Below are 24,775 nucleotides of genomic sequence, written 5' to 3'. Positions count from 1 at the left end.
AGGCCGAAAGGCGTAGCCGATGGGAACTAGGTTAATATTCCTAGGCCAGGAGGATGTGACGGATCATGAAGGTTGTTCGCCCTTATCGGATTGGGCGGGCCGCTGATTGGTTCCTGGAAATAGCCCTCCATGAGACCGTACCCTAAACCAACACAGGTGGACTGGTAGAGCATACCAAGGCGCTTGAGAGAACGATGTTGAAGGAACTCGGCAAAATACCTCCGTAAGTTCGCGAGAAGGAGGCCCAGTTTCTACGCAAGTATTGGCTGGGGGCACAAACCAGGGGGTGGCGACTGTTTACTAAAAACACAGGGCTCTGCGAAGTCGCAAGACGACGTATAGGGTCTGACGCCTGCCCGGTGCCTGAAGGTTAAAAGGAGGGGTGAGAGCTCCGAATTGAAGCCCAGGTAAACGGCGGCCGTAACTATAACGGTCCTAAGGTAGCGAAATTCCTTGTCGGGTAAGTTCCGACCTGCACGAATGGCGTAACGACTTCCCCGCTGTCTCCAACATCGACTCAGCGAAATTGAATTGCCTGTCAAGATGCAGGCTTCCCGCGGTTAGACGGAAAGACCCCGTGCACCTTTACTACAGCTTCACACTGGCATCAGGCCATGCATGTGCAGGATAGGTGGTGGGCTTTGAAACCAGAACGCCAGTTTTGGTGGAGCCTCCCTTGAGATACCACCCTTGCATTGCTTGATGTCTAACCGCGGTCCGTTATCCGGATCCGGGACCCTGTGTGGCGGGTAGTTTGACTGGGGCGGTCGCCTCCTAAAGCGTAACGGAGGCGCGCGAAGGTTGGCTCAGAGCGGTCGGAAATCGCTCGTTGAGTGCAATGGCAGAAGCCAGCCTGACTGCGAGACTGACAAGTCGAGCAGAGTCGAAAGACGGCCATAGTGATCCGGTGGTCCCGAGTGGAAGGGCCATCGCTCAACGGATAAAAGGTACGCCGGGGATAACAGGCTGATACTGCCCAAGAGTCCATATCGACGGCAGTGTTTGGCACCTCGATGTCGGCTCATCTCATCCTGGGGCTGGAGCAGGTCCCAAGGGTACGGCTGTTCGCCGTTTAAAGAGGTACGTGAGCTGGGTTTAGAACGTCGTGAGACAGTTCGGTCCCTATCTGCCGTGGGTGTAGGATACTTGAGAGGAGTTGCCCCTAGTACGAGAGGACCGGGGTGAACGATCCACTGGTGGACCTGTTGTTGCGCCAGCAGCAGTGCAGGGTAGCTATGATCGGACAGGATAACCGCTGAAGGCATCTAAGCGGGAAGCCCCCCTCAAAACAAGGTATCCCTGAGGACCGAGGTAGACCACCTCGTCGATAGGCCGGAGATGTAAGTGCAGCAATGCATTCAGTTGACCGGTACTAATGGTCCGATAGGCTTGATTTGATCCAGTAAAAGAAAGACTTTTACGGACACAAAAGCATACACAACAATCAGTATACTGACTTGGACAACACATAAACCGAGCTATTTCCTCGGTTTGGTGATCATAGCGCGAGTGAAACACCCGGTCCCATCCCGAACCCGGCCGTTAAGCACCGTAGCGCCGATGGTACTGCTGCTTAAGCTGTGGGAGAGTAGGTCATCGCCAAACCTAGAAAATAGCTCAAAAAAAACATCTCTCAAAACGATACAAAGAATACCTTCAGAACAACAAAAACGTCCTGAAGGGCGACAGATCTCAAAGCCAAAAATGGCCCAAGATCAAAAGCGTCGCGGGATGGAGCAGCCCGGTAGCTCGTCAGGCTCATAACCTGAAGGTCGTAGGTTCAAATCCTACTCCCGCAACCAAAATAACGTTTAATAGCAAAAATTTAACGCCCCAAGGAGCGATCCTCGCGTTTGTGTTATGTCACTCGTGGAAGCATTGTGACAGGTCGCTGCCAGCGTTTTGCGGAAATACCGCAACACCTCTTAGGCAAGGTCACGACAACGCTTAATCGGAGTAAGTGTATCCTGACTTGTGAGGACTAGCTCTCAGGGGCTAAACTGCGTTGCAGAAAGAGAGGCGGGATGGATCGGAGAGTGCGGTTGTGGTCCATTGCGGTCTGTGTAGCAGCGATCGTTAGCGGATTTTGGCTTTGGCTGAGCCCAAACGAAGAGACCGACGATCAGCTGGCCGTTGAAACCTACAGAGCTTTGGACCTTTCGATTGAAGCCTTAGAAGTTTTGCTTGGTGAGGATCTAGAAGCTTCTAGCACATACGCTGTGGATTGGATCAAAGGCATGGGGCCAAATGACTCCCGGGAAAGCCGCTTGGAAAAGCTTGTGAAGTGGTTCGATCCCGTCGGCTTAGAGGCAATGAATATCATTTTCTATGACGCTGACTACCCGAAAAACTATTGGAAAGTTGCGTTCCCAGGGTGCCAACCGAGAACATGTGTTGCCCTTCTTCGCAACGTTGAGTTTTCCCTTGTCCAGGAGGCTGAATGGCAAAAGTACTTTGCCGGACATCACAAAGAAAAGATGCGTAGTATTAACTTTGGTCCAAAGTTGGTTGGATCATCTACTTACTACGCTGAAGTCGATGTTGACTTTGATTTTGCTGGTCGATCGACAAAAGTTGACCTGTTCGTTTCGAGAGATTTTTCCAGTGAAACGGAAAGACTTGGCAGCACTTTAACCAACGGTGGACCGACAGAGAGACGCCAGATCTACCAGCGCCGAAAAATTCTAGCAGACGCAGGAAATGCGTTGTCTGAAGACGGCTAGTGCACAATTTTGGTAGGGCAATCTGTGATTGTGCGCAGGATTTAGGCTGAGTGGCCGAGAGGTCCTGCGTCGGGTTCCCCCGAAACGCCGACTAGAGAGACTTTCCGATCATATGGCTGCCGGTTTGACTGCAGAGGCTCAGTCGAAAGCCATTGCTCTGACGACGCGCCGCGTGCCTTTGGGTAACATTGCTAAGGGCATAGTACAGAGTGCGCTTGGAAGGAGTTCCCTAACTGTCAGTGTTGAACATCATCCCAAGACATTACCACAGGGGCACACCGAGCGTCACTGTTGCCTCGTGCTTGGGCTACTGAACTCCGCTCTGACCATCAAAAGAGGCGCCAAGCGGCTCTCACTCCCGCGGCTCACTCCCCCTCTTCCAGAAGGTGTTGCAGTCGGCCGCGCCAGTCTTGTCGGGAAGAGCCGGATTTGCCGATAGATTGAAACCCGAAATAGAGATGCAGGATCACATCTGCCAGCTCTTCTCTGTAAGCTGCGGTTTGGCCCACACCCTTGGCTTCCAGAACTGACAAGATACCACCGCGGAGTCGGTCTGCCATCTCCTGAGTCTTGCGGGCGACATCGGGGTTTTCGGGGGCAACCTCGACCATGGCGTTGCAGATAAAACAGCCAAAGCTCGATTTGTCAGAGGGAGTGAACATCGGCATCAGGCAGTCTGTGGCGGAGCTCTCTTCGCATCCACGCAGGATGCCGAGTGTGGTGGTTACGACCGTCTGATCATAGCGTTCCAGTGCCGCCTGATAGACGCTCTCTTTATCCTCAAACGCCTTGTAGAAGCTGCCGCGGGTTAGTCCCATCGCGGCAAGCAAGTCTGGCAGGTTGGTCGCTTTGTAGCCCTGGCGCCAGAATATCTCCATGGCACCATCCATCGCTTGGTCGATGTCAAATTCCCTAGGTCTCGCCATTTGCCTCTCGTCTTTCCAAATGTGTCTGCGTGCTCACATCGATGTGATTTGTACCATTCGGTTCCCAATGTTACATCATTCCCCATAAGGAACCAAGCAGTTCCTAACGAGATCCAAAACGCTAAGGAGTTTCCAAATGCAAATCTTCAAGACACTGGTCACCGGCGCAGCTCTGTCTGTTGCTCTCGCAACGTCTTCCATCGCCGCAGGCGTTGAATTGAACGCAAGCTCCACCGGCCTGGCGCTGCAGGGCTACGACCCGGTTGCATATTTCACCCAAGGTGAGCCAACCAAAGGCGACTACCGCATCTCTTCCATCTACAACGACGCGACTTACCGCTTCGCGAACGAAGAGCACAAAGCTGCTTTTGAAGCAGATCCAGAAGCCTACCTGCCTCAGTACGGCGGCTACTGCGCCTTTGGGGCGGCCATGGGCTTCAAATTTGACGGTGACCCAGAGTACTGGAAAATCGTTGACGGCGAACTGTTCCTGAACCTGTCCCAAGACATTCAGGTGCGCTGGGAAGAAGACGTCCCTGGCTTCATCGAGCGCGCAGACACCAACTGGACTGACATCGCTGACAAAGCACCGGAAGCCCTTCAATAACCCCTGACGACTTCCGTCTTCCCCCCGAGCCCCTGCCTTCCCCGGCAGGGGCTTTTTTGTGCCTGAAGGAGCTCGTTGATGTGTATGTGGCGGGTGAGAGTGGCGACCCCGGCAGGATTCGAACCTGCAACCTGCCCCTTAGGAGGGGGCTGCTCTATCCAGTTGAGCCACGGGGCCGTGCCTTGGATATAGCGTTAGGATACAGGGGCTTGAATCAAAAAAACTTGTTCATCGCAAATTTTTCAGAATCCCGAAAATCCAGCAATGCTGGATAATTGCTGGATTAACGTTTCGCGGCACCCCTCCGTGTTCGCGTGTTGTCCGTGGTCTAGGACGAGAAACCAGCAGCCATCCAAACCCCACTTCAGCGGTCTTTTTGCTTATCACTTCGTCCAACAAGGGAGACGACAATGTGTATTGCTTGAGTTCTCAGCACGCGTTTTTGCATTTGCGCTCGGGAAGCCGAGGCCATGACCGCCCTCGCGAACGCGGTTTAACCCCCCGAAAAACACGTGCCGCCCCACCGCTAGGGGCGGCGCTACCCGGCCAAGGCCCTGCCAAGGCCCTGCCTAGACAGCCAAGACAAACCACGCGGTACTGTCTAACGTCTATGCTCCGAAACCCCACACTTTGAGTCCGCGCCCGTTAGTCGCCGTCCAGCGTCGCTAGACGCTAGACTGTTTGTCTTACTGGTTTTTCTGAAAATGGACCCCGTAAGGCGGGGTTAAGTGCTTGTTTTCGCTAACTCAATTAGTGTGTCTAACGAAATATATAATAAAAGAGTATATAGTATAAATATAGGGACGCTAGTCCTCCTAGCGCCCCTGTGCTGTGTGTCAGGAGTTTTGGACCCAAAATAACTTAGCCAAGGTTGTGGGCTTTCGCCTTGCCGACGGCGGCTTGCCACGTGCCGTGATCGCGGTGCTCGCCCCGCATATCTCCGCCGTCGGCACACCGCACGATATGCGCCGCGTCATGCTTGAGGTCGGTGAACGATGAAGCGACGGCATAGAGGCGGCAGTCAGCAATTGGCGACAGCGGCTATTTGGGTAGTTTCTGGGCTAGAAGCTAGCGCCATTCCCTTCGCACTCTAAACAGTTCAGCACGCCCCGGGCATCCGGCTTCCTTGCCGTTTACTGCCAGAACCTTAGCCTCAAAGGACAACTGGCAAACAGAGGCCAGACTGATGCGAGGTGCCGTAGACAGTCGACCGTCTAGTGATAGTCTAGACAGCTTCCATATTCACGGCGGAAGCCGCAGCATGCCGTCATGCAAGACTCAGACGCGCTCACAGCCGCAAAATCACAAGCGGCCCGCACACTGGCAGAAATGCAGCAATTGCTGGGGCGCAACCAACGCGAAGCGCTCGACAGCACACAGCCCGTCAAGGAAATGTCACGCGCCGCGCTAGAGGCGGAGCTTCGGGCGATGGACAGCTAAAAAGCGCGAAAATCCAGCGATTGCTGGATGAACCACAGCTAACCCCCTGATTTTACATCATAGAGCGCCGCCCTACCTAGGGGGCGTTCGCCCCTCAGCGCCCCGTCCGGCAGGCGACCCCGACCCCCCGGCCTCACCCGGTGCACCGTCGATTTCTCTTATATAAGCCCCATACCAAATACCTGATTTTTGGTCTTTTTGACTTCGCAGTCAAACAAGAAAAGGGAGTTTGTTCTGCCTCAAAGACCAATTGGACGTAAATGCCGAGCTCACCGTCGGGCTTCACTATGAGCATGACCTGGCGAGTCGTGTGGTAAGGGCTGCAACGGCTTGAAATTGATGTCTGTGGGGATTGCAGCTCGCTCACAAAGGGGGGCTAGGCGCGGTCAAGGCTCACGCAGAGCGTATAATAGCCGCCTTTGGTGTCCAATATGGGCCAGACGATGTCAGCATCTCACCCGCGGATTTCTGCGTCGATGTGCTGGTCAATAATCTGGTGCTGGAACCAAACAACCTGATCGCCCAAGCGCCGCCGGACGCCGCGATCACATCGCCTTTGAGGATGTGGCAGTGCATGGAAAATCCGGTCGGATGTCGTCGGTCACGTCTGGCAGCATCACCAACCGGCAGGTCATAATTTACAACAAGCGCGCCGAAGTCATCGCGCATGTAAAACGGCATTGGTAGGACATCTGGAACCATACGCTACAGACTGGTGTGGGGAACACAAACGCCCCCTATACGTTACACAGGGGCCACATCGCCGGACCGTTGATGCCTGCAAATGAACAAGCCGCGCAGAACTAAGTTTGGCGGGTGGAGTTTCGCGCAGGCAAAGCGCTGCTTAAGGACCGATGGAGCATCCTCGCGTCGGGGCAGTTCTTTGACCAGTTCAGGGATCTGTGTCGTTCGCCGGGTGAGCGTATCCGCTACACAGAACCAGACCCAAACGACAGCGACCGCGCCCGCTGGCCGAACCATTCTCTCTGGGATGTGGTCCATGCCGAGATGAATGACGACCTGATCGAAATGCGCAGCGGTGCCGATCCCAACCCTATGAAAGAGGTTCGCCGCGAAGCACACACCGCAAGCCTGCTGAAACAGGTGACAAGCACCTGCATTGCTATGGCCGCGATTGAGGGGTGGAAGCGTGAGGAATTGCCCACCACCCTCAAAGCCTTTGCAGAGCGCACGAGCGAGGCTGCAGAGGCCAACTGAGAACGTGCAGGCAAGCAACTGCAAGACGTAAAAGAACGCTATGTCTTTGTGCGCGGGGCAGAGGATGAGGTTGCATAAGGTTACGTTACATAGGCGCAGGCCTGCACCGCGCGAAGGCCTAGATAAGGTTCGGGCGGTGCCATGTTTATGCAGCGGTGGTAGGGCGATACAAAGCTTGTTTGGCGCGCCATCCTCTGTACGCCGTCTCGTATCTTTGATGCTGTTCCCAGTTCTCTGTTTCACCGTCATCAGCAACGTGCCAAAATTCTGGATAATCACAATGGGCTGGTAAAAGGGTTTTCCCATTACCAGATCGCACACCAAAGAATGATTTGACAGTGTTTGGATCAAGATGATCAGTCTTGGTAAAATCTGCTGATCTGGCGGATATGAGCGCTAATGTGCAATCCGCCAGATCAGCAGATTGAAGCTCCGCCCCGCTAAGTTCCGCCTTGATAAGGTACGCCCCTCCAAGGTTCGCCCTGCTAAGGTTCGCCCTGCTAAGGTCCGCCCCGCTAAGGTCCGCCCCTCTAAGGTCCGCCCCTCTAAGGTCCGCCCTGCTAAGGTCCGCCTCTATAAGCTTCGCCCCTCTAAGGTCCGCCCCCCTAAGGTCCGCTTCTATAAGGTCCGCCCTGATAAGGTCCGCCCCTCTAAGGTCCGCCCCTCTAAGGTGCGCCATGATAAGGTACGCCCTTCTAAGGATCGCCCTGCTAAGGTTCGCCCTGCTAAGGTTCGCCTTGCTAAGGTCCGCCCCTCTAAGGTTCGCCCCGCTAAGGTCCGCCCCGGAGAGGTCACTGTTGTGCAGGTTTGCGTAAGTCAATTTCGCCTTTGCGAGGTTCAGTTTGCCTAATATCTGTTTGGCTATACCTTCAGTTGTGGCCTGCAGGCGATGAAGCATGCGAATGGGACCGTATGATTTGTCATCCCAAGCGATTTGCAGGCGTTCGGTCGTTTCTGAAGCTCGGCCCAATTGCTGTGTCACGGAAAATGCGACGGCAAATAAGGCAGTTTCGGCACATCTTTGCACATTTTCTTTTGTTCTGAAGCTGCCTGACACCTCTGCGCCAACGGGCATCCCGTTTGTGTCAACCCAAACCAGAAGTGTCTCAAGCGCCGATTTCGTTGCCTGTAGACTTGCCGAATCTTGCTCCTGTTTCACTTCATCTTTCAGGAATTTCAAAATCTCAGGTGTTAACTCAGCAGTCCCCACCAGTTTAACCCATTCCTGTGTGGCGGTTTCTTCATCAATGGGATCATCGCTATTGTTCATTCGCCGCACGGTGCGCTGAGCGATGTTGACTAATGCTCGTGCAGCCAGATATTCCCCAAATGATTTATGAATAAACTCAAAACCCGGCTCTGCCCCATCAACCTTGCGGGCGTGAGTCTGCAAGACCATGCTATCCAGGTCAGCTTGCGCGAAGTTTTTTAGCTCTCTTTTAAGTGTTAGAGCATGAATATCGCGAATAGACATGAATGTTTTTTCATCTCCAGTACGCAGGTTGCCATGCCACGCGGTAAGGCCAAGGCATTCCATTAATAAGAAGAACTGTCTCTGGCAAAGTTGTTTTCCCGCCTTGTCTTCTTTCTTATTACGGGTGTGGATCTGCGTTAGGATGTCGTAGTAAACAAGATTGCGATTTTGCGAGGCCTCTTTCCAGCGATCCCCGCAGAAGTCTGATAGGATAAGCAGGTGTAATAGCAGGGGTTCTACATTCAGATCGGATAGTTCAGCAGCTGTGATCGCATTCGGAACTTCTGGCTGTTGCAAACCTTGGCTGCGCTGCCACTTGTCCCAGTAGTCAGGCCTTTGATCCGCTATGAGCGATTCTGGTAGTTCAACGAAATCAACATTATTGCCGTCTTCATGGCTGCGTGTGGCGGGTAAAAGGTCATCTTGGTCTAGTTTACGGATGGGGGCCACATTCAGCATCGTTTCTAGTGGTAAACCTGCAGCATCAAGGCCGTTCTGACAGGCGGCATTCCGTCCTAAAATAACGGCGCGAAGTTGACCGCCGTCCGTATTTTGCTCGTTCAGCAGACGGTGAACGTTGAGGATAAAATCGCGCGCAATCTCCTTGGCATGTTCGCTATCTTGAGTGATTTCATCCAAGCCGTCGAAGACGATCAAAACTGGTCGATTGTCGGTCTTGGCCCAATCCAACGGGTTGGCGTCAAACCCCGGTGAACCAATATTTCCGGTAGGCCGATGGCGCTTTTTGAAATACCCTTCGATATCGCGGTAAAGATCCTTACTGAGCGCCATGCGTTGCAGCTCTACGAAGAGAACGCGGTGGCGGCCACGTTCTGCTGTTTCTGACGCTAATGCCTTGGCAAAGGATGATTTCCCGGACCCGGGGCCGCCAGTGATGACATGAATTGGCTGTTTTTTGGAGTTACTTAGCCATTCTTCTATGACTTCGTGCAGGTCACCCAAGTATGCCCGCCATCTTTTTTTTATGTCGCGGCTGTCTTTGGATTCCACTTCGTATTCTTCATGCCAGTAGCAGCGCTGGCGAATGTAGAGCTCGCTTAGAGGCGTTTCGACTTTGCCGTCTGGTGAGAAAACTGGATCCAGTTGGAAGAGTTTGTTGATCCATTCATAGTGCCGCGCCCATGCGATTTCTTTATGCAGCGCGGCGCTGGCTGGCCCCGATACAGTGTTGATGATGCCCGATAGATCGTCGTGGCAAGTGGCAAAAATTTTCTGCGAGGCTTGCGCAATACACTCGTCAAACGCGACTTGCCATTTTTTGGAATCCCATTCTGTCCAAGATGTTACGCTAGAAATTAAATCGCCCAGTGCAGATTTAGCCGGTTCGAATGCGTCATGCGAGGCCGGGCTTTCTATGGCTAACGTGTCAAACTTAGCCGCAGGGCGGATATCCATCGCTTTTTCGAGAAATGTGCGCGTCGCGCCGTCTAGCGTGGAGGCTTGTAATATTGTTTCTCTTCGAAGGCGGTTGAGAATTTGCGCTGTCGCCTCAGCTAGAGTGAGGGAAAGCCATTTGTAGGCCAAGTTTTCAGGGGTTCGAGTTTCAATCCCTGCTATAGCTTCATTAAACTTCTCAATAATGGGGTAGAGTGACACTGCCGTTTTCGCTGCAGATGCGGGGTCAGTAATGCCGAACGCTTTTATCGTGATTTGCGCAGCAGCGAAGGTTGCGTTTTTCCAATCCGTTTGTGCGGTCGGTTTTTCAAAATTTATCGGCATCAAAATGTCTTTCTCTTATTAGTTGTTGATCATAACAACCTTTCCGTTGGTTGAATCAAGACTGTTTGTTATGCAGGGATTAGTTCTGTGGCGGGAAGGGATCCGGTTGCGCTGCTTGAAGCGTCGAACTTCTTCTAGCTAGGCTTTGACAGTTTTAAGACTGCACTACGGCATAAGTTCTAGTTGCCTTAAGCTAAACACGATTCTGCGACACGGCGCTTTCGTATTGCTTTCGGCAAGTCTTCAGAACTTGTGATGCGCGAGAGGGATTTATATTAAGTAATTGATTTTAAATGTATTTACGGCTCTCTCAAGCAGGCTTGAACCGCGGACCTACTGATTGCATGTCAAACGCTCTCGGAGCTGATTCTCTAGCGCGGCGATTCAAGCAGGTACCACTGTTAGACATCTCACAGTTCTTGGCCGTGACCGATGCCAATGAAGCCTTCAAAGGCTCAGGTACCTCAAAGCATATTGGTTTATCTGCTATGAGGTGCGCCGATCGCAGTCGCTGTGTTGAGAAATCGGCTAAACAGTATGGTGTTTTAAGCAGGGGCAATTTGAGGCGCTCCCATATTTAAACAGCCTTAGGTAGATTTTTATTTTCTAAGAGCTCCTAGTTTGGACCAGCTCTTAGCCGCCGCCTGAAAGTCCGTGTATGTCGAATGTTTGTTGAGTCGGTGCCCGAAATGGTGCCGGATTTTTTGCTGGATGGGTTCCGAAAACGGCCTCCCAAATCCAGCATTTTTGTCATGCTTTGTCTGTTTGTGTCTTTTTTCGCAACAAACACAATCTGCCTTCCGAGCTTAACTCATGGAGTTTCGTTGTGTTTTTTGTTCAGCATACACAGGCATACACGCCCTTAGGAGGGGGCTGCTCTATCCAGTTGAGCCACGGGGCCGTCGTGTATGTGTTCTAGCGGCGATGTTCTGGAATGTCATTGGGGATGTTGATGCACGCCGCGCAGCATTTGCCGCTTCAGACTTTGTCGGCGAATTCCGCCACCACTTGGGCGTAGACTTCACGTTTGAACGGCACGATGTTGTCGACCAAATCATCGACCGGCAGCCAGCGCCATTCGGAAAACTCCGGATGATCCACCGCGATGTTCACATCGCGATCGGTGCCGTGGAAGCGCAGAAGAAACCACTTTTGTTTCTGTCCACGAAAGCGGCCCTTCCAGATGCGCGGCACGATGTCATGCGGCAGATCATAGGCGATCCAGTCTGCTGTCTCCGCTTCGACCGTCACCAGATCTGCAGAGACGCCAGTTTCCTCTTCGAGCTCACGCAGGGCGGCGTCTTTGGCGCTTTCGCCTTTGTCGATCCCGCCTTGGGGCATCTGCCAAGCTGGGACCTCGCTGTCGAGGCGTTGGCCGACGAACACATGGCCGTCGCCATTCACCAGCATCACACCCACGTTTTCACGGTAGGGCAATTTTGCGATCTCTTCTGGTGTCATAGCGGGCTCCCTGACTTGATGGTGCCTCACTGGTATCGCCCCCGAAAGAGGGTCGCAAATGAAAACAACCCCGCACGGGGCGGGGCTGTTTGAGTTTCCAGAGGGCCTGCCTTATTCGCCGAAAGGCACCCAGATGTTTTTGACCTCGGTTGCGGCCTGCAGGAAGGCGCGTCCTTCGCCATCTGCGCTCTGCCAGTCGCGGGCAGCGCCGTTGTTGACCCAGGTGCGCTTCAGGTTGCCAGCGCTTGCGGCCTCAATCTCCTGCGCCAAGTCGGTGCTGGAGAACGACCAGACGGCATCAACATCCAGATGCCCGGCCAGGGAGCCTGCGAGTTCCGCGTGAGATCCGGTGAGAATGTTCACCACACCGGCTGGCACATCGGAGGTTTCCAGCACCTGATAGAAATCAGTCGCTGCGAGCGGGAAAGCCTCGGAGGCGACAAGCACGGCGCGGTTGCCCATTGCGATGGCTGGAGCCATGGCAGAGATCAGGCCAAGAAGCGGAGCTTCGTCCGCACAAAGCGCGCCAATCACACCGACTGGCTCCTTCATGGCAAGGGCGACGCCACGAATGGGCACGCCATGGGCCTGACCGTCGTATTTGTCGGCCCAGGCCGCATAGGTGAACAGGCGGCTGATCGCGACTTCGACTTCATTTGCGCCATCTTTGCCGCCGGTCAACGCATCGATGCGGCGCGCGAACTCTTCTCGGCGAGCCGAGAGGTTTTCGGCGATGTAGTAAAGGATTTGCGCCCGCAGGTGGCCTGTGGTGCCGGACCAGCCTTTGGCCGCATGCGCAGCCTCTACAGCGTTGCGCACATCTTTGCGGTTGGCGATCGGCGCCTGGCCAAGCAGTGCGCCGTTTTTGCCGTAGATATTCTGGCTGTAACCGCCATCGGGGCGCGCCTGTTTGCCACCGACATAGAGTTTCGGTGTGCGGTCTAGTGGATCCACCGGGCCTTTGTCGCCGGTGAAGGCTTCAACCGGTTTGAGCGCTTTGGCGGTGCCTTTGGGTTTGGTGTAGGCGGCAAGTCCTTCCCAACCACCCTCGCGGCCATAGCCACTCTCACGCACGCCGCCAAAGCCTGCAGCGGCATCAAAGAGGTTGGTGGCGTTCACCCAAACCACGCCGGCGGCGAGTTTGGGCGCGATGTCGAGCGCAAGGTTCACGTTCTCCGTCCACAGCGTCGCGGCGAGGCCATAGCGCGTGTTGTTGGCCAGCTGTACCGCCTCAGATGGTGTGCGGAAGGTGGTGGAGACGAGCACAGGGCCAAAAATCTCTTCCTGCATCAGCTTGGAAGAGGGCGCGAGGCCGGTGATCAGGGTTGGCGGATAGAAGCAGCCTTCCACCGGCATGTCGATGGCGGCCTTGTAGGTTTCGCCTTCGGTGTTGCTTGCGACCATCTCGGTGATGGTTTGCAGCTGCACCGGATCCACCACAGCGCCCACGTCAATGCATTTGTCGAGCGGGTTGCCAATGCGCAGCCCGTCCATGCGTGCCTTCAGTTTGGCGTGGAAGCGCTCGGCAATGCCTTCTTGCACCAGCAGGCGGGACCCTGCGCAGCAGACTTGGCCTTGGTTGAACCAAATTGCATCCACCAGACCTTCGATGGCGCTGTCGATGTCTGCGTCTTCAAACACGATGTAGGGCGACTTGCCACCCAGCTCCAGTGTGAGGGATTTGCCCGAACCTGCGGTGGCTTCGCGGATGCGCTTGCCCACTTCCGTGGAGCCGGTGAAAGCAACCTTGTTGACGTCGTCATGCGTCGTGATCATTTCACCGACCGCACCGTCGCCGGTAACGATGTTCACCACACCTGCAGGCAGGCCCGCTTGTTGACAGATGTCAGCAAAGAGCAAGGCGGTGAGGGAGGTATATTCTGCCGGTTTCAGCACCACAGTGTTGCCCATGGCAAGCGCGGGGGCCACTTTCCACGCCAGCATCAGCAGCGGGAAGTTCCATGGGATGATCTGGCCGCAAACACCCAGCGCTTGAGCGTTGGGCAGTTCTGCTTCCATCAGCTGCGCCATGCCCGCGTGATAGTAGAAGTGGCGCTGCACCAGCGGGATGTCGATGTCGCGGCTTTCGCGGATCGGCTTGCCGTTGTCCAGCGTTTCAAGCACCGCAAACAGCCGTGCGTGTTTCTGCAGCAGGCGGGCAATGGCATAGAGGTATTTCGCGCGGCCATGCCCGCCAAGCGCTTCCCATTTGCCCTGCGCCTTGCGCGCGGCCTTCACAGCCGCGTCAACCTCATCTTGGGAGGCCTGCGTCAGATCTGCAAGTGTTTCGCCATTGGCGGGGTTTTTGGATTGGAAATCCTTGCGCGGCGCGCTCCAGGCGCCGTCAATGAAATGACCAAAAGCGGCGCCTTGATCAACGATCCACGCGAGCGCCTCTGCGGCGCTTTCCGGGGCTGGGCCATACTCCATGGTCTCAAAAATCTCTTTTACGGTCATTGTGTCAGCCTTTCTCGGATCAAGCCATCGCGTGGCGGTAGGAGGCCGAGTATTGGCCGGTGACGTGGTGTTCGAGCTGGCGTTCGATGTCGCCGAGCAGGGAAGATGCGCCAAAGCGGAAGAGGTCAGGCTGCAACCAGCGATCTCCCAGCTCGTCCTTGATCAACGACAGATAAACCAGTGCGTCTTTGGCTTTGGAAATGCCGCCCGCAGGTTTGTAGCCCACGCGGAAACCTGTGCGCTCGTAATAGTCACGGATCGCGCGGATCATCACGAGGGTGACGGGCAGGGTGGCATTCACGCTTTCCTTGCCGGTGGAGGTCTTGATGAAATCAGCGCCTGCCATCATGCAGACAAGCGAAGCTTTTGCCACATTGCGCAGTGTGCCCAGCTCGCCAGTCGCCAGAATGGCTTTCACATGGGCATCGCCGCAGGCTTCGCGCATATCTTTCATCTCATCATACAAAGCCTGCCAGTTGCCCTGCAGCACGTGACGGCGCGTGATGACGATGTCAATTTCTTCAGCACCTGCTTTTACGCTTTCGCCAATCTCAGCAATGCGCAGATGATACGGGGAGAGGGCCGCAGGAAAACCGGTGGACACTGCAGCGACCGGGATGCCGGTGCCTTTGAGGGCGTTTACGGCCGTTTCGACCATATCGTGATACACGCAGACAGCACCGGTGGTTAGGCCTTCCATGCCAAGTGCGGCCAGCAGGTCGGCGCGGACAGGCTGGGCGGCTTTGGCTGCAAGGCGTTCAACGCGGCCTTCCGTGTCATCCCCGGAGAGCGTCGTCAGGTCGATCAGCGAAATCGCTTTGCACAACCACGCCGCCTGATAGTCTTTTTTGACAGACCTGCGGCCCGGCAGCGTCTTGGCGCGGCGTTCAATAGCTGAGGTGTTGGCCTGCGCACTGCGCACCCAGTCCAGATCCAGCGCCATGCCGGGGTTGCGCGGCTCCAGTGCGGTGGGCAGCTGATGCCCTTCGGAGGTCAGTGTTGACGTAGCCATCGGCCTATCCTGTTGCGAAAAACAGGCTTCAAAATGCCCTACAATATGAGTGCTTGGCAAGGCATGGTGGGGCGCATTTGCTCATTTTTTGACCATATGGTCAGGTAAAAGATGCGAATAAGTCGCAATAGCGTTGACATACTTGAGAATGGTTCTCATATTCAATCTGAACTGGTGAATGAGGGCAGAATGCGATTCTCTCGGCGTGACTTTATTTTGACAACCACAGCGGCAAGCTTGGGTGCTGTAATGCCCGCATTCGCTGCGGGTAAGCTGCAGGTTGTGGCCACCACCGGGATGATTGCAGACACGGCGCGCCGCATTGGCGGAGACCTGATCGCAGTAAAGGGGCTGATGGGGCCGGGTGTTGATCCGCATGCTTACCGGCAGACCCGCACCGATATCGTGGCACTGACCAAGGCGGACCTTGTGTTGTGGCACGGCCTCTATCTCGAAGCGCAGATGGAAGAGTTTTTCCACAAGCTGGAGAAGCGCGGGACCGTTGTTGCGGTGACAGACACATTGCCAAAGGCGCTTCTGCGCGGCCATGACGACTATGAGGACAAATTTGACCCTCACGTCTGGATGGACCCAAAGCTTTGGGTGTTCGTCGCAGAGCGTGTCCGCGATGCGCTTGCAGAAAAGATGCCGGAAGCGGCCACGCAGTTTGAAGCCAATACCGTAGAGTTTCTGGCGGAACTCAATGCCCTGAGTGACTATGCGGCCAATGCATTGACCTCCGTGCCGCAAGAGGCGCGCATTCTGCTGACAGCCCATGATGCCTTTGGATATTTTGGCCAGGCCTATGGGTTTGAGGTAATGGGCATCCAAGGCATTTCAACCGAGTCAGAGGCCGGTTTGAACCGGATTGGCGAACTGGTTGATATGTTGGTCGCGCGCCAGATCGGCGCCGTGTTTGTCGAAAGCTCCGTCTCCGACCGTTCGATCCGCGCCCTTGTTGAAGGCGCTGCGGCCAAAGGCCATGAGGTTGCGATTGGCGGCGAGCTTTACTCGGATGCCATGGGGGCGGAAGGCACCTATGAAGGCACCTATGTCGGAATGATTGACCACAACATCACCGTGATTTCACGGGCGCTTGGCGGACAGGCACCGCTGCGTGGGATGTCTGGTGATCTGACGGTTGGGTCATAAGGAGAAAGGGATGAGCGTTTCCCTGGCAGCAAACGAGGGTGTAGCGCCCTCATCTTCTTCTGTTTCTGACAGCCCGCTGGCGATCCGTGGCATGACCGTCTCTTACGGTCAGAAACCCGTTGTGTTTTCTGTTGATATGACCGTGACCGAAGGCTCCATGACCGCAATCATCGGGCCAAACGGCGCGGGTAAATCGACCCTGCTGAAGGCGGCGCTCGGGATTGTGTCGCCTCTCGCGGGGCAGGCGACCGTCTTTGGCAAGTCACTCAAGTCTGCGCGACACCGCATTGCTTATGTGCCACAGCGCGCCAGTGTGGATTGGGATTTCCCAACCCGTGTGATTGATGTGGTGCTGATGGGGCTGTCCCGAGAGCTGGGCCTGCTGCGCCGCATTCGCCCGCACCATATGGACAAAGCACGCGCCTGTCTGGAGCGTGTAGGCATGACCGAATTTGCAGAGCGCCAGATTGGCCAGCTTTCCGGTGGTCAGCAACAGCGCGTGTTCCTTGCGCGTGCCTTGGCCCAAAACGCAGATCTTTATCTGCTGGATGAGCCTTTCGCGGGCGTAGATGCCGCAACCGAAAAAGCCATCATCGACGTTCTCAAGGCGCTGCGTTCTGAGGGCAAAACCGTGGTGGCCGTGCATCATGACCTGACCACTGTTCCCACCTATTTTGACCGTGTGTTCCTGATCAACACCCGCAAAGTTGCCGAAGGCACTGTGGCGGAGGCCTTTACACCGGACACTCTCCACAAGACCTACGGCGGACGTCTGGCAACCGGGCAGATCGATCAGCTGGAACTTGCGGCAGGCTAACCCATGTTGCTTGACGCTCTGACTTTGCAGCTTGGCTACAATGCCACGCTGGTGACTGTGGGTGCCACTTTGCTGGGTGTCGCATCCGGCGTTACCGGAACCTTTCTCTATCTGCGCAAACGTGCGCTGGTCAGTGATGCGATCAGCCACGCGACCCTGCCCGGTGTCGGGCTGGCCTTTATTGTGATGGTGCTGCTTGGCGGCGACGGGCGGTCATTGCCTGGCCTGCTGATGGGGGCTGCGCTCTCGTCGTGGATCGGGCTGCTGTGCGTCAACCTGCTAACCCAGCGCACCCGGCTTTCTGAGGACGCCGCAATTGGTGCAGTGCTTTCGGTGTTTTTTGGCTTTGGCGTTGTCTTGCTGACGGTCATTCAGACCATGGGCAGCGGGCGTGCTGCAGGGCTTGAGAGTTTCCTGCTCGGCGCCACGGCGGGCATGTTGTTTAACGATGCGCTGGTTATCGCCATAGGCGGCGCGCTGACACTCTTGGCGGTTGTGATCCTGCGCCGCCCAATGACGCTGCTGGCATTTGATCCCGAATATGCGGCCGCGCGCGGGTTGAATGTGCAACGCATGGATCTGGCGATCATGGCGCTGGCCATGGCAGTTACGGTGATTGGTTTGAAAATTGTCGGATTGATCCTGATTGTCGCGATGTTGATTATCCCGCCGGTCACGGCCCGTTTCTGGACTGATCGGACCGACCATATGACGCTGATCGCTGGTCTTGCCGGCGGTGCCGCCGCGTGGATCGGAGCCAGCCTTTCGGCCATTGCGCCAGCGCTGCCGACCGGTCCGATCATCGTTTTGGTTAGCTTTGCGCTCTTTGCTCTGTCGCTTCTGCTCGCGCCCAATCGCGGTCTGCTTGCAGTCGGGATCCGCCATAATCGGTTCCAACGCCGGGTCCATCTGCGGCAGGGGCTATTGGCTTTGGCACAGGGGCAACCGATCTATGAGGCCTATACGCTGCGTCTTTTGCGCCGTGCCGGATTGGCACATGCCGATGGCGTTGCCACCGACACAGGCCGGGCGCGTGCCGCCAAGGCGCTTCGGGATGAAAAGCGCTGGGAAACCGTGCGTCAGGATCAGGCTTTTGAAAGTGCCGCCGCGCTTTACGACGGGCTGCGCGACATTGAAACCGTGCTGACCGCTGATCAGATTGCCGAGATTGACCACCGGATTGGTGGCCCCAAAGAGGTACAGCCATGAGCGGTGCGGAATTTGTCCCTCTGTCACTAACCCCAATGTTGATCGGCGTGCTGTCGGCCATCGCTTGTGCGCTCCCCGGCAACTTTCTTTTGCTGCGCAAACAGGCCTTGATCGGAGATGCCATCTCCCATGTGGTTTTGCCGGGTATTGTCACCGCCTTTCTGCTCACCGGCATCGTCGCGGCCGTGCCAATGATGCTTGGTGCGGCCGGTGCGGCCGTTGTTGCCGTGGTGATGATCGAGGCCATCCGTCGTTTGGGCAATATCGAGCCTGGGGCCGCCATGGGGCTCACCTTCACCACGCTTTTTGCGGCTGGCGTTTTGTTGTTGGAGCAAAGCGACACCTCAGGCGTGCACCTGGATGTGGAGCACGCGCTTTACGGCAATCTGGAAAGCCTGATCTGGCTGGATGCGATTGGCTGGGAAAGCCTGTTGGACCCAGTGGCGCTTGCGGGTTTGCCACCAGAGCTGGCCCGCGTTGCCATCGCTCTTTTCGGGGTGGTCGTGTTCCTTTGGCTGTTTTGGCGGCCCTTGGTGCTTTCCACATTTGATGAGAGCTTTGCGCAGTCCATGGGCGTGCCAACCACCGCGCTTGGCATCGCTGTGGTGATGGTCTCGGCACTGGCTGCTGTGGCGGCCTTTGATGCGGTCGGGTCGATCATCGTTATCGCCACGTTCATCTGCCCGCCCGCCGCCGCGCGGCTGATGACCAACCGTCTTGAGCATCAAATCGCATGGAGCGTGGCGTTTGCGGGACTCTCCGCTGTGCTTGGCTACGTTCTGGCAGGATACGGGCCTTTGTGGATCGGGTTTGAGGACGCCGTGAGCGCGGCAGGCATGATCGCCACTGTGTCCGGTCTCATCTTGGCCGTTGCGGCCCTCTGCGCGCCCCACCGCCACCGCACAGGCGCGCCTGCTCTCTAAAATTTTAAACCTGATTAAAAAACTCTGATTGACCTTTCTTACTGTTTCAGTAAGAAAAAGCACTCACCTTGCGCTGTTCCTGTGCGAAAGCCGAATCGAGAGCGGGTGAAGAGACTGTGCCTACATCTGGAAGGCGAAATGCTATGTCACGCGAAGAAAATAAGAGTTCAAATATGACCGACCGCTTTGACGCAAACACTGTGCAATCGACGCCGATCCATGACGCGGAGATTCTGACCGATGGCGGAAATCTGGCGCGCATTCGGCTGAATGAAGCAGAATACACCTTGCGCATTACGCGGCAGGGCAAGTTGATCCTCACCAAGTGATTTGAGCTCGCCATGATCGTTTGCCACTGTATGAATATTTCGGATCACGAGATCCATGCAGCCATCGATTGGATGCGGGCCTCGGACCCCTCTGCCCTGATCAACCCAGGGAAGGTCTACCACGCACTGGGCAAGGCGGCGGATTGCGGCGGCTGCATGCCGCTGTTCCTCGACACAATGCGTAAAAATGATAACCTCTCCGTACCGGCGCATTTGCGCAGTCTGCGCAAGCCACAGGCGGAGGAGACACCCATTGAAAGGCAATCCAGAAGTAATTGAATACCTGAATAAATCTCTAAGACATGAATTGACCGCAGTCAGTCAGTATTGGCTGCACTATCGCCTCCAAGAAGATTGGGGGTTGATCCATATGGCCAAAAAGAGCCGCGAAGAATCCATCGAAGAGATGGAACACGCAGACAAGCTCATCGCTCGCATTATTTTCCTGGGTGGCCATCCTAACCTACAAAAATTAGACCCTTTGCGCATCGGCCAAACGCCGTTGGAAACCCTTGAGTGTGACCTAGCGGCTGAAGAGAGCGCCCGCGCGCTTTATACCGAGGCGCGTAAGTTCTGTCAGAGCGTGGATGATTTTGTCTCCATGGAGCTGTTTGAAGATCTCCTGCAGGACGAGGAAGGGCATATCGACTTTCTTGAAACGCAGATCGATCTGCATGAACGCATCGGGGCAGAGAAATATGCCCATCTCAATGCCGGAAAGATGGATCAGGACGACTCCTGATCCCGCGCCATCGTGCTCACAAACATCGGCACCTTTCGCCCCGAAGGGTGTCGTTTTGTTTTGACGTTGCGTCCGGCCTTTTGTAAGCATCGCCCAAACCGTTGGGGTGTCCCACTTGTTGGGGCTGAGAGTCGCGCTTGCGTAAACCCATCGAACCTGATCCGGGCAATTCCGGCGGAGGGAACGGTGTCAAAGAAGATGACGTTTTTGCCGTGCGGAATCCCGTTTGCGAACTGGGAGGCGCCATTTTGGCACGTATCGCTTTGACAATTGCCGGCTCTGACAGTGGCGGCGGCGCGGGTATTCAGGCAGATTTGAAGGCGTTTTCCGCGCTGGGCACCTTTGGCACCAGTGTGATCACGGCCGTGACAGCGCAAAACACCCAAGCCGTGACGGCCGTGCATCCCATCCCACTTGATGTGGTGCGTGCACAGATTGATGCAGTGCTCTCAGATATGGACGTCAACGCCATCAAAATAGGCATGTTGGCCACGCCGGAGATCATCCAAACGGTTGCTGAGGCCATCAGGGATTTCTCGGGCCCTGTGGTGCTCGACACTGTGATGATCGCAAAATCCGGTGACGCGCTTTTGGCCGATGAAGCGGTGGCAACACTGCGTGAGGTTTTAGTGCCACGCGCGACGGTGATCACACCCAACCTCCCCGAAGCCGCGCGGCTTCTTGACCAAGCTTCTGCTGTAGATGATGCGGACATGGTGGCACAGGGGCAGGCACTTTGTGCGCTGGGCGCGCAGGCGGTTCTGATGAAAGGCGGCCATGCGAGCGGGGAGATTTGCCGAGATTTTCTGGTGTCGCCTGAAGGTGTTGCCGCCGAATTTACAGCGCAGCGCAAAAACACCCGCAACACCCATGGCACCGGATGCACCCTCTCGTCCTCGGTTGCGGCAGGCTTGGCTAAGGGGCTGAACCTTGAGGATGCTGTGAGCGAAGCGCACGCCTATCTACAGGGCGCGATTGCTGCGGCTGATGATCTCAATATCGGCAAGGGCCACGGGCCGCTGCACCATTTCCACCGCGTTTGGCCGGCATGACGCTTTATTCCGTCATAGGCGCGGGCGTGGCCGGTTTGGCTGTGGCCACGGAACTTGTGGAACGCGGGGCCGAGGTGCAGGTGTTTGATCCCGCCGGTGAGCCGGGCGCGCAAAGTTGCAGCTGGTGGGCCGGCGGCATGCTTGCCCCGTGGTGTGAATATGAAAACGCCGAAGAACCTGTGCTGCGGCTCGGGCAAGAGGCGATTGCTTGGTGGGCCGGGCGGACCTCTGTCACCAAGTCCGGCACTTTGGTTGTGGCCAGCAAGCGGGATCTCCCAGACCTGCGCCGCTTTGCCCGCCGCACGGAACAGTTTGTCGAGGTGGGGCGCGAAAAAGTCACCGAGCTGGAGCCGGATCTGCATGGATTTGGGCAAGGCCTTTTCTTTGAAGGTGAGGCGCATCTCAACCCACGGCAGGCGCTTCAGGATCTCTACCGGGGTCTGAAAGACAAAGGTGTCCCCTTCCACAAACGCCTTGCCTCGTCGTCGCTGGAAAACGCCATCGACTGTCGTGGCCTGTCCGCGCGCGAATACCTCTATGATCTGCGCGGCGTGAAAGGCGAAATGCTCATCATCCGCTGCCCGGACGTGGAAATCACCCGCCCTGTGCGCCTGCTGCACCCACGTATCCCGCTCTATATTGTGCCGCGCGGTGAAGGCATCTACATGCTTGGCGCCACGATGATTGAAAGCGAAGACAGCAGCCGCATCACCGCACGTTCCATGCTGGAAATGCTGAGCGCGGCCTATGCGCTGAACCCGGCTTTTGGCGAAGCCGAAGTTCTGGAAATTGGCGTCGATCTGCGCCCTGCGTTCCCTGACAACCTGCCACGCATTCGCCGCTTGGGCCGTACAATCTATGCCAACGGGCTTTACCGCCACGGCTATCTGCTCGCACCGGCCTTGGCGCGCGGCGTGGCAGATCTGGCGCTTCACAACACACATTCGGAGATGGTCGATGAAGATCGTGCTTAACGGAGAGGCGCGCGACGTCGCCGCCACCACCCTTGCCACGCTTTTGGAAGAATGCGGTTTCTCGGGCCGCGTGGCGACCTCTCTCAACGAAACCTTTGTGCCGGCCACCATGCGCGATGCTCAGGCGTTGAATGATGGCGACCGCATCGAAGTTGTCGCACCGATGCAGGGGGGCTGAGTGATGAGAGCGTTTTATGGCGTCGACCTGCCCAATTCGCTAATGCTCGGCACCGCGCAATATCCAAGCCCGGCGATCCTTGAAGAGGCCTTCCGCACAAGTGGGGCTGGTGTGGCCACGGTGTCTTTGCGCCGCGAAGGGGCCGGTGGCACCGGACAGACGTTCTGGAAGATGATTCAGGATCTGGGCGTGCATGTGCTGCCCAACACGGCTGGCTGTCACACCGTTAAAGAGGCTGTCACCACCGCCCATATGGCGCGTGAGGTCTTTGACACCAAATGGGTCAAGCTTGAGCTCATCGGCCACACTGACAGCCTGCAGCCTGATGTGTTTCAGCTCGTAGAAGCCGCGCGCATTCTGTCAGAGGACGGCTTTGAGGTGTTCCCCTACACCACCGAAGATTTGATTGTGGGCGAGCGCCTTCTGGAGGCGGGGTGCGAGGTGCTGATGCCATGGGGGGCGCCCATTGGTTCCGGCCGGGGCCTCAACAACACCTACGCGCTGCGCGCCATGCGGGCCGAATTTCCGGATGTGCCCCTCGTGGTGGATGCGGGCATTGGCCTGCCGTCCCATGCGGCGGCTGCGATGGAACTGGGCTTTGACGCGGTACTTCTCAACACCGCTGTGGCCCGCGCGGGAGACCCTGTGGCGATGGCGAAAGCCATGATGCTGGCCGTGGAAGCCGGACAAGCCGCCTTTGAGGCCGACCCGATTGAGGCGCGCGATATGGCCGAAGCCTCCACGCCGGTTATTGGAAAGGCCTTCCTGTCATGACGCTTGATCGTTTCTATCCCATTTTTGATGACGTGAGCTGGCTTAAGCGGATGTTGCCGCTTGGTGTGAAACTCGTGCAGTTGCGCATCAAGGATCAGCCAGAGGCACATGTGCGTGCCCAGATTGCCGAAGGCCAGGCGCTCTGTCGCGAATACGGCGCGGTGCTGGTGATCAATGATTACTGGCAGGCGGCGATTGATCTGGGCTGCGAGTGGATTCACCTCGGGCAGGAAGATCTGGACGAGGCTGATCTGAAAGCGATCCGCAAAGCTGGTCTCAAAATGGGCGTGTCGACCCATGACGATTATGAGCTGGAGCGCGTTTTGGCGATGGCGCCGGACTATGTCGCGCTTGGCCCGGTCTATCCGACCATCCTGAAAAAGATGAAATGGCACCAACAGGGCCTGCCCCGCGTGACCGAATGGAAGGCCCGCGTCGGGCCTGTGCCTCTTGTCGGTATCGGCGGCATGTCTGTCGAGCGCGCACAGGGCGTGTTTGAAGCCGGAGCTGATATCGTTTCCGCAGTGACCGACATCACGCTCCATTCCGACCCGGAAGCGCGCGTGCGTGCATGGTTGGAGGTCTCAAGATGAGCCGCTACGCGCGCCAGATGATCTTGCCTGAGGTTGGTGATGCCGGGCAGGAAAAGCTCGCCGCCGCTCATGTGCTGGTGATTGGCGCGGGTGGTTTGGCTGCCAGCGCTCTGCCGCTTCTGGCAGGGGCCGGTGTGGGCCGCATCACCATTGTGGATGGCGACCGCATAGAGCGGTCCAACCTGCACCGCCAAACCCTGTTCACCGAGCGGGACGAAGGTTTGCCCAAGGCCGAGGTGGCCGCTGCGCGCTGCACCGCGATCAATGGCGATATCGCAGTTGAGGCCGTGGTGGCGACACTTACCCCTGCGGTGGCGTCAGTCATGGTCGAAGAGGCCACTCTGGTTCTCGACTGCGCTGACAGCTACGCGGTCAGCTACACCTTGAGCGATGTGTGTTTCGCGCAGAATGTGCCCCTGATCACCGGCTCCGCCCTAGCGCTTTCGGGCTATGCTGCCGGTGTGTGCGGCGGAGCGCCCTCGCTGCGCGCGATTTTCCCGGAAGCGCCGCAAAACGCGGCCAGTTGCGCCAGCGCTGGGGTGCTTGGGCCGGTGGTTGCCCTGATCGGCACATTGCAGGCGCAAATGGCGCTGTCTTGTCTGATCGGCCTGAGCCCGAGTCCGCTTGGCCAGATGGTGCAATATGACGCCACAACTCTGCGCAGCGCGTCGTTCCGCTTTGATGGCGCAGCTGAACCGGCGCAGGCCTTCCCCTTCGTCAGCCCGGATATGCTGGAAACGGCCGACACCATTGTCGAGCTGCGCGACGCCGATGAGGCCGCCATTCCAGCGCACCCCAATGCGCGCCGGATCGACCCGGCAAAACTCAAAGAGACCTTGCCTGCAAACGGCACCGGCCGCCTCGCGCTGTGCTGTGCCACAGGTCTGCGCGCCTGGCGCGCCGCAGAATCCGCAACCGAATTTTGGCCCGGCGAGATTGTTCTCGTCGCGGCTTCCGCTTCTTAACTCGAGAGG

The 24,775-nt window shown here is 56.6% G+C and carries 23 protein-coding genes, 2 tRNA genes, 2 rRNA genes and 1 riboswitch (1 of these 28 only partly in view); of the genes, 20 read left to right on the top strand and 7 right to left on the bottom strand.

All coding sequences use genetic code 11. The features are described 5' to 3' along the window. From ACO07T_RS03690 to ACO07T_RS03675, 4 genes are all read left to right on the top strand, one after another. Nucleotides 1-1,397 (top strand): 23S ribosomal RNA (locus tag ACO07T_RS03690) (it extends 1,432 nt beyond the left edge of the window). Nucleotides 1,398-1,490: 93 nt separating this feature from the next. Continuing rightward, nucleotides 1,491-1,605, top strand: a 5S ribosomal RNA gene (gene rrf / locus ACO07T_RS03685). 120 nt (nt 1,606-1,725) lie between these two features. After that, a tRNA-Met gene (locus ACO07T_RS03680) sits at nt 1,726-1,802 on the top strand. 222 nt (nt 1,803-2,024) lie between these two features. Continuing rightward, complete coding sequence (locus ACO07T_RS03675) at nt 2,025-2,723, top strand: hypothetical protein (RefSeq protein WP_422048311.1); 699 nt, start codon at nt 2,025-2,027, stop codon at nt 2,721-2,723. 365 nt (nt 2,724-3,088) lie between these two features. Here the strand turns inward: ACO07T_RS03675 and ACO07T_RS03670 are convergent, their stop codons facing one another. Continuing rightward, a complete protein-coding gene (locus ACO07T_RS03670; RefSeq protein ID WP_422048310.1) occupies nt 3,089-3,649 on the bottom strand; it encodes a TetR/AcrR family transcriptional regulator in 561 nt (186 codons plus the stop codon). Nucleotides 3,650-3,785: 136 nt separating this feature from the next. Here ACO07T_RS03670 and ACO07T_RS03665 point away from each other — a divergent pair, with 136 nt between their 5' ends. Further along, nucleotides 3,786-4,256, top strand: a complete 471-nt coding sequence (locus ACO07T_RS03665) for a YHS domain-containing (seleno)protein (RefSeq protein ID WP_209064530.1) — start codon at nt 3,786-3,788, stop codon at nt 4,254-4,256. 100 nt (nt 4,257-4,356) lie between these two features. On the opposite strand, the gene ACO07T_RS03660 is transcribed toward ACO07T_RS03665, so the two are convergent. After that, a tRNA-Arg gene (locus tag ACO07T_RS03660) sits at nt 4,357-4,433 on the bottom strand. Nucleotides 4,434-5,525: 1,092 nt separating this feature from the next. Here ACO07T_RS03660 and ACO07T_RS03655 point away from each other — a divergent pair. Next, complete coding sequence (locus ACO07T_RS03655) at nt 5,526-5,696, top strand: hypothetical protein (RefSeq protein ID WP_422048309.1); 171 nt, start codon at nt 5,526-5,528, stop codon at nt 5,694-5,696. Between the two features lie 393 nt (nt 5,697-6,089). Here the strand turns inward: ACO07T_RS03655 and ACO07T_RS03650 are convergent, their stop codons facing one another. Then, on the bottom strand, nt 6,090-6,377 hold the full coding sequence (locus tag ACO07T_RS03650) for a hypothetical protein (RefSeq protein WP_422048308.1): 288 nt from the start codon (nt 6,375-6,377) through the stop codon (nt 6,090-6,092). Between the two features lie 135 nt (nt 6,378-6,512). On the opposite strand from ACO07T_RS03650, the gene ACO07T_RS03645 reads away from it, so the two are divergent. Beyond that, nucleotides 6,513-6,914, top strand: a complete 402-nt coding sequence (locus tag ACO07T_RS03645; protein ID WP_422048307.1) for a hypothetical protein — start codon at nt 6,513-6,515, stop codon at nt 6,912-6,914. 145 nt (nt 6,915-7,059) lie between these two features. Here the strand turns inward: ACO07T_RS03645 and ACO07T_RS03640 are convergent, their stop codons facing one another. The 4 genes from ACO07T_RS03640 to deoC form a co-directional block, all read right to left on the bottom strand. Next, a complete protein-coding gene (locus tag ACO07T_RS03640) occupies nt 7,060-10,128 on the bottom strand; it encodes a pentapeptide repeat-containing protein (protein ID WP_422048306.1) in 3,069 nt (1,022 codons plus the stop codon). 978 nt (nt 10,129-11,106) lie between these two features. Then, on the bottom strand, nt 11,107-11,589 hold the full coding sequence (locus tag ACO07T_RS03635; RefSeq protein ID WP_422048305.1) for an RNA pyrophosphohydrolase: 483 nt from the start codon (nt 11,587-11,589) through the stop codon (nt 11,107-11,109). A 111-nt stretch (nt 11,590-11,700) separates the two neighbouring features. Next, complete coding sequence (locus ACO07T_RS03630; RefSeq protein ID WP_422048304.1) at nt 11,701-14,046, bottom strand: aldehyde dehydrogenase family protein; 2,346 nt, start codon at nt 14,044-14,046, stop codon at nt 11,701-11,703. A gap of 19 nt (nt 14,047-14,065) precedes the next feature. Next, nucleotides 14,066-15,058, bottom strand: a complete 993-nt coding sequence (deoC, locus tag ACO07T_RS03625) for a deoxyribose-phosphate aldolase (protein ID WP_422048303.1) — start codon at nt 15,056-15,058, stop codon at nt 14,066-14,068. A 249-nt stretch (nt 15,059-15,307) separates the two neighbouring features. Between deoC and ACO07T_RS03620 the strand changes: the two genes are divergently transcribed. From ACO07T_RS03620 to ACO07T_RS03560, 13 genes are all read left to right on the top strand, one after another. Beyond that, complete coding sequence (locus ACO07T_RS03620; RefSeq protein ID WP_422048302.1) at nt 15,308-16,210, top strand: metal ABC transporter solute-binding protein, Zn/Mn family; 903 nt, start codon at nt 15,308-15,310, stop codon at nt 16,208-16,210. A gap of 10 nt (nt 16,211-16,220) precedes the next feature. Further along, nucleotides 16,221-17,027: a metal ABC transporter ATP-binding protein gene (locus ACO07T_RS03615; protein WP_209084709.1), complete on the top strand. Its 807-nt coding sequence runs from the start codon at nt 16,221-16,223 to the stop codon at nt 17,025-17,027. A 3-nt stretch (nt 17,028-17,030) separates the two neighbouring features. Continuing rightward, the gene (locus ACO07T_RS03610; RefSeq protein WP_422048301.1) at nt 17,031-18,236 is read left to right on the top strand and encodes a metal ABC transporter permease; all 1,206 of its coding nucleotides are present in this window, start codon (nt 17,031-17,033) and stop codon (nt 18,234-18,236) included. Then, nucleotides 18,233-19,159: a metal ABC transporter permease gene (locus ACO07T_RS03605; protein ID WP_422048300.1), complete on the top strand. Its 927-nt coding sequence runs from the start codon at nt 18,233-18,235 to the stop codon at nt 19,157-19,159. The genes ACO07T_RS03610 and ACO07T_RS03605 overlap by 4 nt, the downstream gene beginning before the upstream one ends. Before the next feature lie 173 nt (nt 19,160-19,332). Continuing rightward, nucleotides 19,333-19,488: a hemin uptake protein HemP gene (gene hemP, locus ACO07T_RS03600; protein ID WP_422048299.1), complete on the top strand. Its 156-nt coding sequence runs from the start codon at nt 19,333-19,335 to the stop codon at nt 19,486-19,488. 12 nt (nt 19,489-19,500) lie between these two features. Next, nucleotides 19,501-19,767: a (2Fe-2S)-binding protein gene (locus ACO07T_RS03595; protein WP_209078363.1), complete on the top strand. Its 267-nt coding sequence runs from the start codon at nt 19,501-19,503 to the stop codon at nt 19,765-19,767. Continuing rightward, the gene (bfr, locus tag ACO07T_RS03590; RefSeq protein ID WP_209078364.1) at nt 19,742-20,230 is read left to right on the top strand and encodes a bacterioferritin; all 489 of its coding nucleotides are present in this window, start codon (nt 19,742-19,744) and stop codon (nt 20,228-20,230) included. Before ACO07T_RS03595 ends, bfr begins: the two co-directional genes overlap by 26 nt. Nucleotides 20,231-20,322: 92 nt before the next feature. Continuing rightward, a riboswitch (TPP riboswitch) is annotated at nt 20,323-20,430 on the top strand. Between the two features lie 48 nt (nt 20,431-20,478). Further along, nucleotides 20,479-21,282, top strand: coding sequence for a bifunctional hydroxymethylpyrimidine kinase/phosphomethylpyrimidine kinase (gene thiD / locus ACO07T_RS03585; protein WP_422048298.1), 804 nt, complete (start codon nt 20,479-20,481; stop codon nt 21,280-21,282). Further along, on the top strand, nt 21,279-22,256 hold the full coding sequence (locus tag ACO07T_RS03580; protein ID WP_422048297.1) for an FAD-dependent oxidoreductase: 978 nt from the start codon (nt 21,279-21,281) through the stop codon (nt 22,254-22,256). The genes thiD and ACO07T_RS03580 overlap by 4 nt, the downstream gene beginning before the upstream one ends. Next, a complete protein-coding gene (gene thiS, locus ACO07T_RS03575; RefSeq protein WP_422048296.1) occupies nt 22,240-22,434 on the top strand; it encodes a sulfur carrier protein ThiS in 195 nt (64 codons plus the stop codon). The genes ACO07T_RS03580 and thiS overlap by 17 nt, the downstream gene beginning before the upstream one ends. Nucleotides 22,435-22,437: 3 nt before the next feature. Further along, entirely contained in the window at nt 22,438-23,208 is a 771-nt protein-coding gene (locus ACO07T_RS03570; RefSeq protein ID WP_422048600.1) for a thiazole synthase, read from the top strand. Further along, nucleotides 23,205-23,801, top strand: a complete 597-nt coding sequence (locus tag ACO07T_RS03565; protein ID WP_422048295.1) for a thiamine phosphate synthase — start codon at nt 23,205-23,207, stop codon at nt 23,799-23,801. The genes ACO07T_RS03570 and ACO07T_RS03565 overlap by 4 nt, the downstream gene beginning before the upstream one ends. Beyond that, complete coding sequence (locus ACO07T_RS03560) at nt 23,798-24,766, top strand: HesA/MoeB/ThiF family protein (RefSeq protein WP_422048294.1); 969 nt, start codon at nt 23,798-23,800, stop codon at nt 24,764-24,766. Before ACO07T_RS03565 ends, ACO07T_RS03560 begins: the two co-directional genes overlap by 4 nt. Nucleotides 24,767-24,775 lie beyond the last annotated feature (9 nt).

The sequence above is a fragment of the Shimia sp. genome, from assembly GCF_965227725.1.
Classification (GTDB): Bacteria; Pseudomonadota; Alphaproteobacteria; order Rhodobacterales; family Rhodobacteraceae; genus Shimia.
Note: the sequence above shows the minus strand (reverse complement) of the source record. Positions and strands in the feature narration are given on the sequence as shown.

Coding starts and splice junctions, on each gene's coding strand:
- deoC (WP_422048303.1), bottom strand. CDS start 15,058: ATGGCTACGTCAACACTGACCTCCGAAGGGCATCAGCTGCCCACCGCA.
- ACO07T_RS03615 (WP_209084709.1), top strand. CDS start 16,221: ATGAGCGTTTCCCTGGCAGCAAACGAGGGTGTAGCGCCCTCATCTTCT.
- ACO07T_RS03605 (WP_422048300.1), top strand. CDS start 18,233: ATGAGCGGTGCGGAATTTGTCCCTCTGTCACTAACCCCAATGTTGATC.
- ACO07T_RS03580 (WP_422048297.1), top strand. CDS start 21,279: ATGACGCTTTATTCCGTCATAGGCGCGGGCGTGGCCGGTTTGGCTGTG.
- ACO07T_RS03670 (WP_422048310.1), bottom strand. CDS start 3,649: ATGGCGAGACCTAGGGAATTTGACATCGACCAAGCGATGGATGGTGCC.
- ACO07T_RS03595 (WP_209078363.1), top strand. CDS start 19,501: ATGATCGTTTGCCACTGTATGAATATTTCGGATCACGAGATCCATGCA.
- ACO07T_RS03570 (WP_422048600.1), top strand. CDS start 22,438: ATGAGAGCGTTTTATGGCGTCGACCTGCCCAATTCGCTAATGCTCGGC.
- ACO07T_RS03640 (WP_422048306.1), bottom strand. CDS start 10,128: ATGCCGATAAATTTTGAAAAACCGACCGCACAAACGGATTGGAAAAAC.
- ACO07T_RS03635 (WP_422048305.1), bottom strand. CDS start 11,589: ATGACACCAGAAGAGATCGCAAAATTGCCCTACCGTGAAAACGTGGGT.
- hemP (WP_422048299.1), top strand. CDS start 19,333: ATGACCGACCGCTTTGACGCAAACACTGTGCAATCGACGCCGATCCAT.
- ACO07T_RS03620 (WP_422048302.1), top strand. CDS start 15,308: ATGCCCGCATTCGCTGCGGGTAAGCTGCAGGTTGTGGCCACCACCGGG.
- ACO07T_RS03665 (WP_209064530.1), top strand. CDS start 3,786: ATGCAAATCTTCAAGACACTGGTCACCGGCGCAGCTCTGTCTGTTGCT.
- ACO07T_RS03565 (WP_422048295.1), top strand. CDS start 23,205: ATGACGCTTGATCGTTTCTATCCCATTTTTGATGACGTGAGCTGGCTT.
- ACO07T_RS03630 (WP_422048304.1), bottom strand. CDS start 14,046: ATGACCGTAAAAGAGATTTTTGAGACCATGGAGTATGGCCCAGCCCCG.
- ACO07T_RS03610 (WP_422048301.1), top strand. CDS start 17,031: ATGTTGCTTGACGCTCTGACTTTGCAGCTTGGCTACAATGCCACGCTG.
- ACO07T_RS03560 (WP_422048294.1), top strand. CDS start 23,798: ATGAGCCGCTACGCGCGCCAGATGATCTTGCCTGAGGTTGGTGATGCC.
- ACO07T_RS03650 (WP_422048308.1), bottom strand. CDS start 6,377: ATGCCGTTTTACATGCGCGATGACTTCGGCGCGCTTGTTGTAAATTAT.
- ACO07T_RS03675 (WP_422048311.1), top strand. CDS start 2,025: ATGGATCGGAGAGTGCGGTTGTGGTCCATTGCGGTCTGTGTAGCAGCG.
- ACO07T_RS03655 (WP_422048309.1), top strand. CDS start 5,526: ATGCAAGACTCAGACGCGCTCACAGCCGCAAAATCACAAGCGGCCCGC.
- thiS (WP_422048296.1), top strand. CDS start 22,240: ATGAAGATCGTGCTTAACGGAGAGGCGCGCGACGTCGCCGCCACCACC.